Origin of the sequence: Aureimonas sp. SA4125, assembly GCF_019973775.1 — a bacterium.
Taxonomy (GTDB): Bacteria; Pseudomonadota; Alphaproteobacteria; order Rhizobiales; family Rhizobiaceae; genus Plantimonas.
Map to the genome: position 1 here is coordinate 1,083,072 of NZ_AP025032.1, position 14,651 is coordinate 1,097,722.

A 14,651-nucleotide genomic window follows, 5' to 3' on the forward strand; every position below is an offset into this window, starting at 1 on the left:
CGTCCTCATGGCCGGCGCTTCATGAGGCTCGCGATCCGGCCGAGACGCCGGACGCCGGTGATCGCCGCGCCGAGCACCACGACGGCCAGCACGACTTGCAGCGAATAGAGCGTGCCGTTGACGAGGATTTCCACGAGCCCCAGCCCGCAGCCGATGGTCAGCGCCGCCATGCGCTGCGGCTTGGCCATCGGCCCGCGAAAATCCTGGGCAAACCCGTGCGAGGCGCCGACGGCGCGCACATACGCGGTGAAGACGGCGAGGATCGCCGCGGTGAAGCCGAGCCAAGGGAGCCCCGCGGCAGTGCCGAAGCCGATCAGCAGCACCGAATCCTCCAGCCGGTCCGGCACCTCGTTGTAGAGCGCCCCCGTCGCCGACCCGCGCCCACCCTCGACGGCCACGAGCCCGTCCATCAGGTTGCAGATGAGCCGCAGCTGGATGCAGAGCGCGGCGACGACGAACAGCGCCGGCCAGCGCGGGGCAGTGACGAGCGATGCAGCGCCGACGAGGGCGAAGACGATGCCGATGACGGAGATCTGGTTGGCGGTGACGGGCGTGCGCAGAAGCATCCGCAGCGTCGCAGCCGCCCAGCGCGATTGGCGCGAGGCCAAGGGCCGGCGGTCGCCTGCCGGCGCGGCAGCGTTTGCCGGCCCGTCGATGTCGATCATGGTGCCATTCCCCGCATCCCAGGGGACCTTACGGTTGGCATGGGCGATTTGTCGATATCGGAAACACGGTTGCATCAGGGCGGCACTGCTCCGAAACCTCTTGTACCTAAGAGCGGAGTTGTTGGTCCGTGATGGGTGCTGAGCCGTCAGCCGGCTTTCCGTCGGGTTGGGAAGAAGCAGACATGCCGGGAGCTCGCGTCGTTACAATACGAGATTCCCTGCCGACTGGCGCTGCCTGAAAAGGTCAGGGTCTCACCCGCCCTATCCGGGAACACGCCGTTCCTCGACCTTCATCAGAAGGCTCTGTTTCGGACGCAGCGTGACCCTCATGATCGGCTGAGGAGGAGTCGCCGATGCGGCGGCAACCCTGAACGCCGGGAGAAGCACCGCCAGCACGGCGACCGCCTCCATCACCGCGAAGGCGTTGCCGATGCAGACGCGTGGTCCGGCACCGAACGGCATGTAGGCGTAGCGGTGCCGGGCCTTGCTGGCCTCCGGTGCGAAGCGATCAGGGTCGAATGCTTCCGGGTTGTCCCATAGGGTGGAGTGGTGGTGCACCGCATGGATCGGGACATAGACAACTGTCCCCTTGGCGATCGCCTGATCACCGACGACGAACTCGCGTATCGCCGTGCGAGTGATGATGGGTGCCGGGGGATAGAGGCGCATGGCCTCGGAGAACACCTGGCGCGTGAAGGCCAGCTTGGCGATGTGGTCCGACGCGATCGGCTGGCCTTGCGTCACGGTGGCGATCTCATCAAGAACCCTCGCCTCGATGGCCGGGTGGCACGACAGGAGATGGAGGGTCCACGCCAGCCCGAGTGCCGTGGTCTCGTGTCCTGCCGTGATGAAGGTCATCAGGTTGTCGATGATCTCCCCTTCGGTCATTGTCCGGCCTGTTTCCGGATCCGCTGCCGCAAGCAGCATGGCAACAAGGTCCTGTCTCTGGCTGTCGCCGCCGCGCCGTTCGGCGATGACGGCTTGCAAGCTGGAGCGCAGGAACGTGACCGCTGCGTTTGCCTTCTGCTGACCAGGGTAGGGGATACAGTCGGGGGCGCCCATGATGCTGAGGGCGAACGTCCATCCGCTCGGCTTCAGATAATCGGTGATGCCCTGCTCGACTCTTGCCACGTCGATGCCTGCGCCACCCGACATCATGGTCTCCACAATGATGTCGAAGGTCGTGCGCATCATCTCGTGTGCGATGTCGACGGCTCCCGGACCCTGCGACCTCCAACGGGCTCCTGTCGCCTCGGCCGCCGCGATCATCGCCGGCTGAAGCGCCAGCAGCTTGTCGTGCCGGAACGCCTGCGCGACGGACTGACGCTGCCATTTCCAGTGAGCCCCGTCAGCCGTCAGCAGGCCCTTTCCGAGGGCGGGCCCGAGGGCGCGCCGCACGTCTTCGCCCTTGTCGAGGGCATCGGCGCTCTTGACCAGCGCCTCATGGACGAGGACCGGATCTGCAAGATAAATCCGCGGTTTCCCGGCAATCTGCGAGATGACGAATGGCTCACGGTAGATTTCCGGGGGAAGGGCTTCCAGCGGGTTCCGGATGATGGCCGATAGGGTGCGCACTGTTTTTGAAGCAGCCTCCAGCGGGCCGAGGAAGGGAAGGTGGCGTCGATAAAGCGCGGTCGATGACATTGTGGTCCCTGTTTGCAAGCGAGGCTCGAACATGAGACATAAGGTAGTTACCTTAATTCGGCGGAAATAAGGTCAACACCTTAGGAAGTGGAGTGATGGCGGATGACGACGGGGAAATCCGAGCCGAACGGGTCTCGACCGCGCGGCGGAACGCGCGGTCGAGTGCTCGACGCGACGCTCGAACTCTTCAACGGGCGGGGACCGGATCGGGTCACGACGGCTGAGATTGCCCGGACGGTCGGGATCAACGAGGGCAATCTCTACTATCACTTCCGCACGAAGGAGAGCCTCGTCCTTGCCCTCTTCGCCCGGTTCGAGGGCGACGCGGAGGCCTTTGCCGTCCAGGCTCTGGGTGACCGATCGAGTGAGGCAGGAAGCTACGGCGACCTCCTCAGCGACTGGTTTCGGCTGGTATGGACTTACCGCTTCCTATTCCGCGACCTTCTCGCGCTGGCCGGGACGATGCCGGCGCTGGCCGCCCCGATCAGAGAGATGAGCGCGCGTATGCGGGATGTCGTCGACTTGCTTGTGCGGCGCATGATCGCGGACGGGATTATCGTGGTTTCCGCCGACGACGTTGATCCGCTGCTCGCCAACGTCTGGATCGTCTCGACCTACTGGGCGGTCTACCTCAACCTACAGGAGGGCATCGACGAACTGGATGCCAGGCATCTGGACTGGGGACTGAACCAGGTCTCCCACCTGTTCCTGCCATACGTCAGCCCGTCTGCGCGGGACGGCCTCTTTCCCCTGTCAGCGAGACGATAGGTCCGCCTTAGTCTGCTTCCGGAACAACTCTGAAGAACGACCGCGTTGGGTCGAACCTGGCCAAAAGGCCAGTTCCCTCTGCCACGTTTCAGCCAATCGCCCTCACCGGCTCTCCGCGATCACCCCACCTCTCCCCGCAAACCGCGGCGCGAACGGCACGAGGCTCAGAATCTCGAACAGCATCTGCGCGCCGGCGTGCGCCGTGTTGGTCGTCGCGTCGTATTGCGGGGCGACTTCGACGAGGTCGCCGCCGACGATGTCGATGCCGGCAAGGCCGCGCAGGAGCGCCTGAGCTTCGCGGGTGGTGAGGCCGCCGATTTCGGGCGTGCCGGTGCCGGGGGCGAAGGCCGGGTCGAGGCTGTCGATGTCGAAGGAGACGTAGACCGGGCCGTCGCCGACGACGCGGCGGGCCTTTGCGATGACGGCGGGAAGGCCCATGGCGGGCATTTCCTCGGCGTGGATCACCGTCATGCCGGAGTCTTTCGAGAACTCCCAGAGATATTCCGAGGAGCCGCGGATGCCGATCTGGATGGTGCGCTCGGGGTCGAGCACGCCGTCGAGAACGGCCTGGCGGAACGGGCCGCCATGGTGGAATTTCGTGCCGTCGAAGGGGCCGCCGGTGTCGCAATGAGCGTCGATGTGGATCATGCCGACGGGCCGGTCGCGGCCGAGGGCGCGCAGGATCGGCAGCGAGATCGAGTGGTCGCCGCCGACGGAGAGCGGGATGACGCCGGCGGCCATGATCGCGGCGATCGTCTGCTCGATGTCCGCATGCGAGCCGGCGAGGTCGTATCGGCTGCGGAAGGGGACGTCGCCGATGTCGGCAAGGCGCAGCTCGGCGCCCGGCATGGTCTTCAGGACATGGTTGTAGGGGCCGATGCGCTCGATCGTGCGCAGGGCACGCGGGCCAAAACGGCTGCCATTGCGGTTGGAGACGGCGAGATCCATCGGCACGCCGAGAAGCGCGACGTCGAGGCCGGAAAGATCCGGCGAGGGCCACGCGACCGGCCTGTGCGGCGCGTCGAGCAGCGTCGGCATGCCGGCGAAGGGCGCGACGCGGGTGCCGCTCTCGTTGATCATCCTGCCGGCGACGGCGGCAAAATGCCGGTCGTGGATCACCGCCTCGTTGCTGCCGGAATAGCGCGCCCTGAGGGCGGCGAGCTTTGGGTCGTCCATGGCGCCTCCGCGATTCAGGCGAGAGCGGGGATCGGCGCGGGATCTTCCGCGCCCGCAAGGAAAACCTCGGCCCGAGCGAGGCGTTCGCCGAGACCGGCGATCCGCTCGGCCGAGACATTGGCGAAGGCGATGCGCAGATGGTCTTCCTGGCCGGGTCCGAAGAAGCTGCCGGGGAGCGTCACCACGCCGAACCGGCGCGCGAGGATTTCGGCGACGTCGGTGCGGCCGGGGAAGGGGTGGCGGACATAGGCGAAATAGGCGCCCATCTGCTCGATCCGCCAGTCGGGATGGGGCGCCAACGTCTCCCGGAAGATTTCCGCGCGCGAGAGGATTTCCGCGGTCATCTCGGCGCGCCATTCGGCGAGCGCGGGAATCGCCCATTCCACCGCCGCCTGCGGCGGGCGCGGCGCGCAGATCTGCACGCAGTCGAGCACCTTCTCGGCCTGTGCCAGAAAGGCCTCGCTGGCGATCATCGCCCCGAGGCGGTGCCCGGGAATGGCGTAGGATTTGGAAAAACTGTAGAGGCCGACCAGCGTCTCCTGCCAACCGGGAACGGCGAAGAGCCCGTGCGGCGCGCCGTTGCCGGGGGGCAGGAAGTCACGATAGGTCTCGTCGAGGATGAGGGCGACGCCGCGGCGCTGGCAGAGCGCGAAGACCGCGGCGAGAAGCGCCGGCGGGTAGATCGCGCCGGTCGGATTGTTCGGCGAGACGAGCGCCACGGCCTTCACCCTGTCGTCGATCAGCCGCTCGATGGCCGCGACCTCCGGCACGAAGCCGCTAGCGGCCGTCGTCTCGACCAGACGCGCCTCGATGCCCAGCATCTGCAGCGTCATCGTGTGGTTGAAATAGGCCGGCCCCGGCAGGATGACGGCGTCGCCGGTCCGAGCCAGCGTCATCAGCGCCGCGAAGAAGGCCTGGTTGCAGCCGGCGGTGATCGCGACCTCGGCCGATGCGATGCCGGCGCCGTAGAGGCTGGAGACGTGGTCGGCATAGGCGGCGCGCAGGGCCGTGTCGCCGAGCACGGGGCCATAGCGCGCGGCAGCGGCCATTCCGGCCGCCGCCGAGAGGCGCTCGGCCAGTTCCGCGGGCGGCGCATGGCCGGGAACGGCCTGGCTGAGATTGATCAGCGGGCCGTGGGCCCCGTCATAGGCCGCGGCCCAGACGGCGGCCTGCCCGATCGGCGGGGCGGCGACGCGGGAAAGAAGGGGATTGGTCATGGTCTGCTGGCCCTTATGCGACCTTGTGCGAGAGCGGCGCGCCGCCCGGCTGCTGCCCTTGGATGGAGGCAAAAGCGCCGCTCCGTCAATGGCGAAAGAGCAGGCGACCGGGAAGGCGCACGGTCCGCGGAGCACGGGACAGATGTCTCGCGCGCCTGAGCCGGCGTGTCGCTTCAACTCCGGCTCCATGTCGGCTCGCCACCCCGACCTGTTCCCCGCGCGCTATTACCGTGTCACCATCGCTTCGATCGAGCCGGGAGTCTCGCGTCGCCGGCGGAGGCCTTATCTGGCGCATCCGGACGATCGGGCGTCGTCCAGGAGGGAAAGGCCATGCGATTAGACGATCACGAACCGGTCAGCGGCGGCCAGCTGAAGTTCCGCGCCTCCCGCCCGCAGGGTGCACACTGATCATGGCCGTGCTCGATACCGTCCAGGCCTTCCTGCTCGCTTTCTCCGCCCTGTTCTCGATCGTCAATCCGATCGGCACCGCCTTCATCTTCAGCCAGGTCACGGCCGAGCGCTCGCATCAGGAACGCGCCGCGCTGGCGGGCCGGATCGGTCTCTACGCGGCGCTGGTGATGCTGGGGGCGCTATGGGGCGGCACCTACATCATGAACTTCTTCGGCGTCAGCCTCGCGGCACTGCGCATCGCCGGTGGCCTCGTCGTCGCCGCCTGGGCCTGGGAGCTCCTGTCGGCGCCCGAGGCGCGCGACGAGCGCAAGCAGCGCCAGGCCGGCGAGGCGGTGGGGTCGGCCGACGTCGCCTTCTTCCCGCTGACCATGCCGCTGACGACGGGGCCCGGCACGATCTCGGTCGCCATCGCCCTCGGCGCCAACCGTCCGCGCGGCGGTGAGTTTCTGGCCTTCTTCGTCGGCAGTTCGGCCGCGGCGGTGGCGATTGCCGTCATCGTCTGGCTCGCCTATCGCTGGGCCGACGGCATCACCGATCTCCTCGGCGAGACGCGCGTCCAGATCGTCACCCGCCTCGCCGCCTTTTTGCTTCTGTGCGTCGGTGTCCAGATCATGCTCAGCGGCATTCTGGGTGCGCTCGCGACGGCCGGGATCGGCACGCCCTGAGGGGCGGACCGCGCCTGTCTCGGTAACGCCGGTTGGGATGGCCCGACGGCGTTGGCGCTTTCTCGGGCGCCGGCGAGAACGCGTGGCCGCATCGCCGTATCAGCGGCGGCCTCGCGAGGACCGGGGGAAGTTGGCGCCCTCGGCGCCGCTGTATCGGCGCAGGCTGTCCGACGACATCGGCCGCCCCACATGATAGCCCTGAATGCAGTCGATGCCGGAACTGCGCATCAGGCCGAGCTGCCGCTCGGTCTCGACGCCCTCGACGATGATCCCGAGACCGCGATTGCCGACGAGCGTGATGATGTCCTGAAGGAGGCGCGCGCCGCGGGGGCTCGGCGTGTCGTGAAGGAAAGAACGGTCGATCTTCACCGTGTCGAACTCGACGGCGCGAAGACAGGAAAGGCCGGCAAAGCCGGTGCCGAAATCATCGAGCCAGAGTTTCAGGCCGAGCTGCTTCAGTTCGCCGATCGCGCGAAGGACATCGGGGTGGGTCTCGATCTCGCGTCCCTCGGTGATCTCGAAAGCCAGGCGCTGCGGGGAGATGCCGGTCTCCGCCAGGATGCTGGCGACGGAAATCGAAAATCCTGGCGCCTTGAGCTGCACGGCCGAGATGTTGACGCTGAGGACGGGGATCCATTCCTCTTCCTGGAGGACGCGGCAAGCGCTGCGGATCGCCCAGCGTCCGAGCTCCATGATGGCGCCGGTCCGCTCGGCCACGGGGATGAAGACCATCGGCGAGATTATCTTGCCGTCGGGCATCTTCAGGCGCATCAGCGCTTCGGCCGCCTCCATCCGCCCGGTAGCGATGTTCCGGATCGGCTGGTAGACGAGGGAGATGAGGTTTTCGGCGATTGCCACCTTGAGGACAGCGGCGATGTCTTCGCCGTTCTCGTCGCCCAGGGGCTCATTGGGATCGAACACCCAGATGCAGTTCCGACCGCTCGCCTTGGCCCGATAGAGCGCGCGATCGGCCTCGGTGATCAGGCGCTCCAGCTTTTCGCTGGTCTGGTTGCCGGAATACGAGGCGCCGACACTGACCGTAATGATGCGATCGCCATCCGGCCGCTGCTCGTGATGCAACTGCAGGTCCTCGACGGCGCGTCGGATGGCTTCGGCCAGCGGCGCGATGCTCTCCCCGTCCGGCACCTGGGCGAGGACGATGAATTCTTCGCCGCCGTATCGACCGACGCTGCCGCCATGCTGCTCGACAAGATCCGCCAGCGCCTTGGCGACGAGGATCAGGCACCGATCGCCCTCCTGATGGCCGTAATGGTCGTTGAAGTTCTTGAAGAAATCGATGTCGATCAGGAGCGCGGCAAAGCCTCGTCTTTCGGTCTGCCAATGCGTCCAGAGGTCGCGCAGCCTCTCGTCGATGGCGCGGCGGTTCTTCAGGCCGGTGAGGGCGTCGGTATTGGAAAGCCGCAGCAACGCCTCGCCGCGCTGGACCACTTCGGCCTGCCGGCTTTCCGCCTGGAGGGCGTTCAGAAAGACGTTGTAGCGCTCGGCGTTCAGCTTCCAGTTGACGTAGAGCGTGGTCGAGAAACAGGAGGTGTAGAAGGCCGTGAAGGCGATGCGATAGGCCGTGGAGGTATCCGCAGGCACGAAGGTCGATACGATACAGACGGACAGGATCGCCAGTGACGACGTCGCCGCGGTGACGAAGGAGAAATTGAAGAAGAGGTTCGATATCATCATGAACATCGCGCCGAAGATCAGATAGTACGACAGCGCGTTGGTGTCCGAACTGGCGCTCGCCGGAGCCAGCCAGCCGACATAGCAGGCGAAGATCACCGCGCCGCAGATCGCGTCGAAACGCTCGGCTGAAAGCTTTCCCGCGGTCATCATCTCGACAACGAAAATCGCTGCGACAGCCAGGAGGATGCGCGACATCGTCGTCTCCACGACGACGTCCGGGATCATCAGAAGATCCAAGCCGGCGAACATGACGTAGATCCCGGCGGCCACCCACATCATGATGCGGGTGTTCTGCTTCCTTTGCAGTTCGCGCCATGTGTCGTAACGCCGATACAGCTCGGCCGAATGCTTTTCGTACCAGCTCCTGGAAAGCTCGGACGCAACTAGTTCATTCAGATCTGGCATCGTCAACGGTCCGCCTGGATATGAAGTGTCACCACGTCGCTCAGATTGGGAACGGCAATGCCACACACGCTTGTCCGAAAATCGGACCCAGGAACAGACGTTACCCCGGCCTTAGAGAAATTTTAGTTAAGGAGGCACGCTCGATCTTAAGCTTCAAGCATTCAGTGAGTAGTAAACATTTTAACCAAATTTTCACTATTGTGCCGACACTGGCAGTCATCCCTGCTACAGTAAGGAATGCTTAACGAGGACAGCTTGAATGAGCCAGGTTTTATTTAACTTTGACGGCGAGACCCTCATTACGCCGGAGATGATTGCCGCCGAATCGGCGGCGCACCTGCGTGATGACGCGCAGGACGACGTCTTCGCCACGGCAAGGATCCAGTTGGCGCTGGCTCTGAACATTTCCCAGCAGCGCCTGGAAAAAGGCGAGGCGCCGACCACAGTCGTGGGCTTTCTCTTCGGCGCCCTTCACGACATGCGTCGCCAGCTTGATCCCGCCGTCTGGCAGGACCTGGTGCCGATCGCGCAGGCCCACCCGATCTCTGTCCTGATCCATCAGGATCCCTTCACACAACGCTCCTTCGAAAAGCCGCGCGGCTATTCGGGAGATGCTGGGCTTTTGGACTTCATCTACCGGCACCCCGATGCCGAGGCTGCAGTCGCGGCCAGCTCCGATCTCGGGCGTGCGATTTATGAGTACACGAGTGCCGCTCCGGCGGCCTCGGCCGTGCGCGAGCGACGTGATCTGCTTGCCGCCCATGTCGATGCCATTGCAGAAACGCGCGGCGAAGACTCGGAGATACTGACGATCGCGGCAGGCCATTTGCGCGAAGCGGAACGGTCCTCCGCCTTCCGTGAAGGGCGGATCAAGCGCTGGGTTGCGCTTGATCAGGATCCGATGAGCGTCGGCCTCATCTCGCGTGATTTTGCCGGAACCTGCGTCGACGCGATGGACGGTTCGGTCAAAGGACTCCTGACCAACAGCTACGATCTCGGCCGATTCGACTTCGTCTATGCCGCGGGTCTCTACGACTACCTGCCCGAAAATGCCGCCGTCCGGCTGACGCGCAAATGTCTCGACATGCTGAAGCCAAATGGCGTGTTTCTCTTCGCCAACTTCCACGACGACATCGTCGACGATGGCTACATGGAAACCCTGATGAACTGGACGCTGATCCTGCGATCGGAAGACGACATGTGGAACATCATCCGCGCGAGCGTCGACATGAATACGGTGGATACGCGTGTCGAATTCGGCGCCAACCGCAATATCATCTATGGCCTGATTACCAGGCGCGACTGAGTCTTTCGCGGCTCGGCGGTGCCCTTCTGGAGCCGGCGCGAGGTGGGATATCTCCACCTGCGACTGCAGCAATTTCTGCACGACCTTTGACACGTCGTCATCCCGGCCTTGAGCCGGGATCCATGCCAGATCGCGGGAGATAGCCGGAGACGGTGAATGTTCCGTATGTTTGAGCCGGTTTGGCTGCGTCCACCACGGCATCGATCCCGGCTCAGGGCCGGGATCGAATGACTGAGCGCCAAGCGCCCGGACCGTCACCGAGCTCCTTTTCACCCGGCCTTCGTCAGAGCCGGGCGGCGTGCCAGCGCAGATGGTCTTCCATGAAGGTCGAGATGAAGTAGTAGCTGTGGTCGTAGCCGGGCTGGCGGCGGAGCGTCAGCTGGATGCCGGCCTTGGCGCAGGCGGCGTCCAGGCGTTCGGGTTGCAGCTGCTGGGTCAGGAACTGGTCCGCCTCGCCCTGGTCGACGAGAAGCTCCGGGACAGTCGCGCCATCCTCGATCAGCGCGACGGCATCGTGCCGGCGCCAGGCGGCCCGGTCGTCGCCGAGATAGAGACCGAGCGCCTTCTGGCCCCAGGGCACGTCCGACGGCGCGACGATCGGCGCAAAGGCCGAGACCGCCTTGTAGCGGCCGGGACGGGCGAGGCCGATGGTCAGGGCGCCGTGTCCGCCCATGGAGTGGCCCATGATCGACTGGCGCGCCTGATCAGCCGGGAAGTTCGCAACGACGAACGCCGGCAGCTCCTCCGTGACGTAGCTCCACATCCGGTAATGCGCAGCGAAGGGCTCCTCGGTGGCATCGACGTAGAAGCCGGCGCCGAGGCCGAAATCATAGGCGCCGGCGGCATCGTCCGGCACGCCCTCGCCGCGCGGCGAGGTGTCGGGCGCAACGAAGATTAGGCCGAGCTCGGCGCAGAGGCGCCGGTACTCGCCCTTGTCGGTGACATTGGCATGCGTGCAGGTGAGGCCGGAGAGATACCAGACCACCGGCAGTTTCGCGCCCGGGGCATGGTCCGGGACGAAGACCGAGAACACCATGTCGGTGCCGGTTTCCTTCGAGGCGTGGCGGTAGACGCCCTGGGTGCCACCATGCGCCCTGTTGGTCGAGACGGTTTCCATCAGAACACCACGACCGAGCGGATCGACTTCCCGGCATGCATGAGGTCGAAACCCTTGTTGATCTCCTCCAGCGTCAGCGTGTGGGTGATCATCGGGTCGATCTCGATCTTGCCGTTCATGTACCAGTCGACGATCTTCGGCGTGTCGGTGCGGCCGCGCGCGCCGCCGAAGGCCGAGCCCTTCCAGACGCGGCCGGTGACGAGCTGGAACGGGCGGGTGGAGATCTCCTTGCCCGATTCCGCCACGCCGATGACCACCGAGACGCCCCAGCCGCGATGGCAGGCTTCCACGGCCTGGCGCATGACCATGGTGTTGCCGGTGCAGTCGAAGGTGTAGTCGGCGCCGCCGTCGGTGAGCGCGACGAGGTGGGCGACGATGTCGCCGTCGATCTCTTTCGGATTGACGAAGTGCGTCATGCCGAAGCGTGTCCCCCACTCCTTCTTGTCGTTGTTGATGTCGACGCCGATGATCTTGTCGGCGCCGACGAGGCGGGCGCCCTGGATGACGTTGAGGCCGATGCCGCCGAGGCCGAAGACGACGACATTGGAGCCGGGCGTGACCTTGGCGGTGTTGACCACGGCGCCGACGCCGGTGGTGACGCCGCAGCCGCAATAGCAGGCGGACTTGAACGGCGCGTCCTGGCGGATTTTCGCGACCGCGATCTCCGGCACGACGGTGAAGTTCGAGAAGGTCGAGCAGCCCATATAATGGTGGATCGCCTGGCCCTTGTAGCTGAAGCGCGTGGTGCCGTCGGGCATCAGGCCCTTGCCCTGCGTGGCGCGGATGGCGGTGCAGAGATTGGTCTTGCCGGAGAGGCAGGATTTGCACTGCCGGCATTCCGGCGTGTAGAGCGGAATGACGTGATCGCCCTCTTTGACGCTGGTGACGCCCGCGCCGACCTCACGCACGATGCCCGCGCCCTCATGGCCGAGCACGGAGGGAAACAGCCCTTCCGAATCGAAGCCGTCGAGCGTGTAGGCGTCGGTGTGGCAGATGCCGGTGGCGATGATCTCGATCAGGACCTCCCCGGCCTTCGGGCCTTCGAGGTCGAGTTCGACGATCTCGAGCGGCTTCTTGGCTTCGAATGCGACGGCGGCGCGGGTCTTCATCGGGCGTTCCTCCAGGACATGGTGGGCCGACTGCTAGCCGTTTCCGCACGGGATGCAAATCCTGCTGCCGACAATTTGCCGCCGGATGCGCTTCAAACGCTCACTTGGTGCGCGCCGTGAACACCCCCGCCCATCCCTCGGGAGCCCCCTGCACGAGGAGCACGTCGAGACGCTTGGCGTAGGCCTCGTATAGCAGCTGCAGGGACTGCGGCGCCGTTTGCTGAAGAGCCGAAAGGCGGGCCTGCGCCTCCGCGAAATCGCCGGCCCGATAGGCCGCGATCATGTCGCCATGGTCCGCGGCAAGATTGCGAAACGCCGGCTCCGCCGCATGGGCCGCGTCGCCGAGGAGGGCGAAGACCGGGAGCGGCTCGGCGCGGCCGACGACGCGCACCAGGTCGACCGCAAGGAAGGCCAGATCCTCGGCCCCGGCACGGACGTTCTCGGTCACGAGGATCGCGACGCCGTAGGCTTTCGTCAGGCCCTCGACGCGCGAGGCGACGTTGACGCCGTCGCCGATGGCCGAATAGCTGAAGCGCTGCGCCGAGCCGAGATTGCCGACGCAGCACGGCCCGGCATTCAGGCCGATGCCGACTTTCAGCGCGCCGGGTTCGCCACCGCCGACGCTGAGCGTGCGCAGCACGCGGGTCATCTCCAGCGCGGCGAGGCAGGCTCTGCGGCGATGGTCCGGCAGGTCGAGCGGGGCGTTCCAGAACGCCATGATCGCGTCGCCCATATACTTGTCGATCGTCGCTTCCGTGCGCAGCAGCACGTCGGTCATGGGGGTGAGAAACCCGTTGAGGAGCGCCGTCAGCGCCTGCGGGTCGAGCTTTTCCGACATCGAGGTGAAGCCGCGGATGTCGGAGAAGAGGACCGTGATGTCCCGCAGGTCGCCGCCGAGCCTCAATGCCGAGGGATCGTCGGCGAGCCGCTCGACGACGGTCGGCGAGAGATAGCGCGCGAAGGCCTGGCGCACGAAGCGCTTTTCCCGATTGGTGAGAAGGAGGAGCACCGGCATGGTCACGGCGAAAACCGTGCCCACCGACACGGCCGGCAGGATCGGATCGATGAGCAGGCGGAGCTGGCTGAAGGCGATCCAGGAAAGGGCGAGCGACGCCCCGATGAAGGAGACCGTTCCGACGGCACAGACGAGGGCGCCGACGCGCGGGAGGATGAGGATCAGCAACAAGCCGAAGGAGAGGGCGGCGAGCGTCTCGGCGCCCTTGGCCCAGTCCGGCCGCGACAGGTAGGTGTTGCCGAGGATCTGGTCGATGATCTCGGCATGGACGCGCATGCCCGGCATGCTGGCCGCCACCGGCGTCGCGACGAGATCGCGCAACCCGACGGCGCTCGTGCCGATGATCACGATCCGGCCGGAGATGGCGCTTTCGAGAGCGTCGCGGCGGGCGGGGTCGAGGAGGCCCGCCGCGGAGACCGTCGGCATCGAGGCGAGACCCGAGAAGTAGATCCAGAACGTTCCCTTCGGGCCGGTCGGAACCTCGAGATCGCCGACCTTCAAGGCGGTGATCGCCGGCAGGCCGGTATCGGCCTCGCCGCTGGCCCCGGTGCTGCGCAGGATGACCGATCCGGCCTCCTGTGCCACGCGCAGCGCCTCAATCGCCAACGCAGGATAGAGATGGCCGTGCGTGCTGGCGACCAGCGGGATCTCCCGAACGATTCCGTCGGGACTGGGCGGAAACGAGAAAAAGCCGAGACCGGTCGCCGAATCGCCGAGGATCTTCAGATTGCCGACGCCGCCGCGAAAGCGCTCAATGATCTCCCGCGGATCGGTCCCGCCATAGGAAAAGCCGGCCTTCGGCAGCGACAGCTGGCCGTCGGTCTCGTTGGAGATCGCCATCCCGGCGACCACCCTGTTGCCGACAAAGGCGCTGGCGAGGATCGCGTCGTTGTCGATCGCGTCGCCGGACGGGGGCAGATCGATGGTGACGCCGACGCGCCTCAGCTCGGCGGCCACCTGTCGGAGCGAGGTGCGGTCCGGCTCGGGGAAAACCATGTCGAAGGCGATGGCGGCCGCGCCGAGTTGACCGAGCGTGTTGACGAGGGTCGCAAGGGCGGTTCGCGGCCACGGCCACTGGCCGATCTCGGCAATCGATGCCTCGTCGATATCGACCAGCACCACCGGCGCCGCCGTCTCGGCCCGCGGCTGCACGCGCTGGTAGGAATCGAAGACGAGGACCGTCAGCCGGTCGAGGACCGTCTGTCCGAGGGTCGCGACGGCGAGCCCGATGATGAGCGTCGTCAGCCCGTAGAGCCGCACGATCAGCGCCTCGCGCCGCTCGCGCCGGCCAAACAGCCAGCGGGCGAGGGTCATGGCGAAACGGCAGGCGCAGTGGGCCTGGAGCGCGGGGCGAAAAAGCGGGATCCGGTTTGTCGCGATATCCGGCGCGGCAAATCAAAACCTCGCGCATCGGGCGAATTCAATAAACCGCCGCTAACGCTAGCTGGATCTCGCCGC

At 65.9% G+C, this 14,651-nt stretch carries 11 protein-coding genes; 3 read left to right on the forward strand and 8 right to left on the reverse strand.

Annotated elements, in window-relative coordinates; all coding sequences use genetic code 11:
* Nucleotides 1–5: 5 nt before the first annotated feature.
* Together Sa4125_RS04970 and Sa4125_RS04975 are read right to left on the reverse strand one after the other, a co-directional pair.
* Nucleotides 6–665: a CDP-alcohol phosphatidyltransferase family protein gene (locus tag Sa4125_RS04970; protein ID WP_224004299.1), complete on the reverse strand. Its 660-nt coding sequence runs from the start codon at nucleotides 663–665 to the stop codon at nucleotides 6–8.
* A 261-nt stretch (nucleotides 666–926) separates the two neighbouring features.
* Nucleotides 927–2,309, reverse strand: coding sequence for a cytochrome P450 (locus tag Sa4125_RS04975; RefSeq protein WP_224004301.1), 1,383 nt, complete (start codon nucleotides 2,307–2,309; stop codon nucleotides 927–929).
* 102 nt (nucleotides 2,310–2,411) lie between these two features.
* On the opposite strand from Sa4125_RS04975, the gene Sa4125_RS04980 reads away from it, so the two are divergent.
* On the forward strand, nucleotides 2,412–3,077 hold the full coding sequence (locus Sa4125_RS04980) for a TetR/AcrR family transcriptional regulator (RefSeq protein ID WP_224004304.1): 666 nt from the start codon (nucleotides 2,412–2,414) through the stop codon (nucleotides 3,075–3,077).
* A 102-nt stretch (nucleotides 3,078–3,179) separates the two neighbouring features.
* On the opposite strand, the gene speB is transcribed toward Sa4125_RS04980, so the two are convergent.
* Both speB and Sa4125_RS04990 read right to left on the reverse strand, forming a co-directional pair.
* Nucleotides 3,180–4,253, reverse strand: coding sequence for an agmatinase (speB, locus tag Sa4125_RS04985; RefSeq protein ID WP_224004306.1), 1,074 nt, complete (start codon nucleotides 4,251–4,253; stop codon nucleotides 3,180–3,182).
* A 14-nt stretch (nucleotides 4,254–4,267) separates the two neighbouring features.
* Nucleotides 4,268–5,470 carry an aminotransferase gene (locus tag Sa4125_RS04990; protein ID WP_224004309.1) on the reverse strand — a complete coding sequence of 401 codons (1,203 nt, stop codon included), beginning with the start codon at nucleotides 5,468–5,470 and terminating at the stop codon, nucleotides 4,268–4,270.
* A 410-nt stretch (nucleotides 5,471–5,880) separates the two neighbouring features.
* Here Sa4125_RS04990 and Sa4125_RS04995 point away from each other — a divergent pair, with 410 nt between their 5' ends.
* On the forward strand, nucleotides 5,881–6,546 hold the full coding sequence (locus tag Sa4125_RS04995; protein WP_224004312.1) for a MarC family protein: 666 nt from the start codon (nucleotides 5,881–5,883) through the stop codon (nucleotides 6,544–6,546).
* A 99-nt stretch (nucleotides 6,547–6,645) separates the two neighbouring features.
* Here Sa4125_RS04995 and Sa4125_RS05000 read toward each other — a convergent pair whose 3' ends face one another.
* Nucleotides 6,646–8,646, reverse strand: a complete 2,001-nt coding sequence (locus tag Sa4125_RS05000) for an EAL domain-containing protein (RefSeq protein WP_224004315.1) — start codon at nucleotides 8,644–8,646, stop codon at nucleotides 6,646–6,648.
* Between the two features lie 259 nt (nucleotides 8,647–8,905).
* On the opposite strand from Sa4125_RS05000, the gene Sa4125_RS05005 reads away from it, so the two are divergent.
* On the forward strand, nucleotides 8,906–9,952 hold the full coding sequence (locus Sa4125_RS05005) for a class I SAM-dependent methyltransferase (RefSeq protein WP_224004318.1): 1,047 nt from the start codon (nucleotides 8,906–8,908) through the stop codon (nucleotides 9,950–9,952).
* Between the two features lie 283 nt (nucleotides 9,953–10,235).
* Here the strand turns inward: Sa4125_RS05005 and fghA are convergent, their stop codons facing one another.
* The 3 genes from fghA to Sa4125_RS05020 all read right to left on the reverse strand — a co-directional run bounded on the left by fghA (nucleotide 10,236) and on the right by Sa4125_RS05020 (nucleotide 14,507).
* Complete coding sequence (gene fghA / locus Sa4125_RS05010; protein ID WP_224004320.1) at nucleotides 10,236–11,069, reverse strand: S-formylglutathione hydrolase; 834 nt, start codon at nucleotides 11,067–11,069, stop codon at nucleotides 10,236–10,238.
* The gene (locus Sa4125_RS05015) at nucleotides 11,069–12,178 is read right to left on the reverse strand and encodes an S-(hydroxymethyl)glutathione dehydrogenase/class III alcohol dehydrogenase (RefSeq protein WP_224004324.1); all 1,110 of its coding nucleotides are present in this window, start codon (nucleotides 12,176–12,178) and stop codon (nucleotides 11,069–11,071) included. The genes fghA and Sa4125_RS05015 overlap by 1 nt, the downstream gene beginning before the upstream one ends.
* Before the next feature lie 100 nt (nucleotides 12,179–12,278).
* Nucleotides 12,279–14,507, reverse strand: coding sequence for an adenylate/guanylate cyclase domain-containing protein (locus tag Sa4125_RS05020; RefSeq protein WP_224004327.1), 2,229 nt, complete (start codon nucleotides 14,505–14,507; stop codon nucleotides 12,279–12,281).
* Nucleotides 14,508–14,651 lie beyond the last annotated feature (144 nt).

Coding starts and splice junctions, on each gene's coding strand:
- fghA (WP_224004320.1), bottom strand. CDS start 11,069: ATGGAAACCGTCTCGACCAACAGGGCGCATGGTGGCACCCAGGGCGTC.
- Sa4125_RS04975 (WP_224004301.1), bottom strand. CDS start 2,309: ATGTCATCGACCGCGCTTTATCGACGCCACCTTCCCTTCCTCGGCCCG.
- speB (WP_224004306.1), bottom strand. CDS start 4,253: ATGGACGACCCAAAGCTCGCCGCCCTCAGGGCGCGCTATTCCGGCAGC.
- Sa4125_RS05020 (WP_224004327.1), bottom strand. CDS start 14,507: ATGACCCTCGCCCGCTGGCTGTTTGGCCGGCGCGAGCGGCGCGAGGCG.
- Sa4125_RS04980 (WP_224004304.1), top strand. CDS start 2,412: ATGACGACGGGGAAATCCGAGCCGAACGGGTCTCGACCGCGCGGCGGA.
- Sa4125_RS04995 (WP_224004312.1), top strand. CDS start 5,881: ATGGCCGTGCTCGATACCGTCCAGGCCTTCCTGCTCGCTTTCTCCGCC.
- Sa4125_RS05005 (WP_224004318.1), top strand. CDS start 8,906: ATGAGCCAGGTTTTATTTAACTTTGACGGCGAGACCCTCATTACGCCG.
- Sa4125_RS04970 (WP_224004299.1), bottom strand. CDS start 665: ATGATCGACATCGACGGGCCGGCAAACGCTGCCGCGCCGGCAGGCGAC.
- Sa4125_RS05015 (WP_224004324.1), bottom strand. CDS start 12,178: ATGAAGACCCGCGCCGCCGTCGCATTCGAAGCCAAGAAGCCGCTCGAG.
- Sa4125_RS04990 (WP_224004309.1), bottom strand. CDS start 5,470: ATGACCAATCCCCTTCTTTCCCGCGTCGCCGCCCCGCCGATCGGGCAG.
- Sa4125_RS05000 (WP_224004315.1), bottom strand. CDS start 8,646: ATGCCAGATCTGAATGAACTAGTTGCGTCCGAGCTTTCCAGGAGCTGG.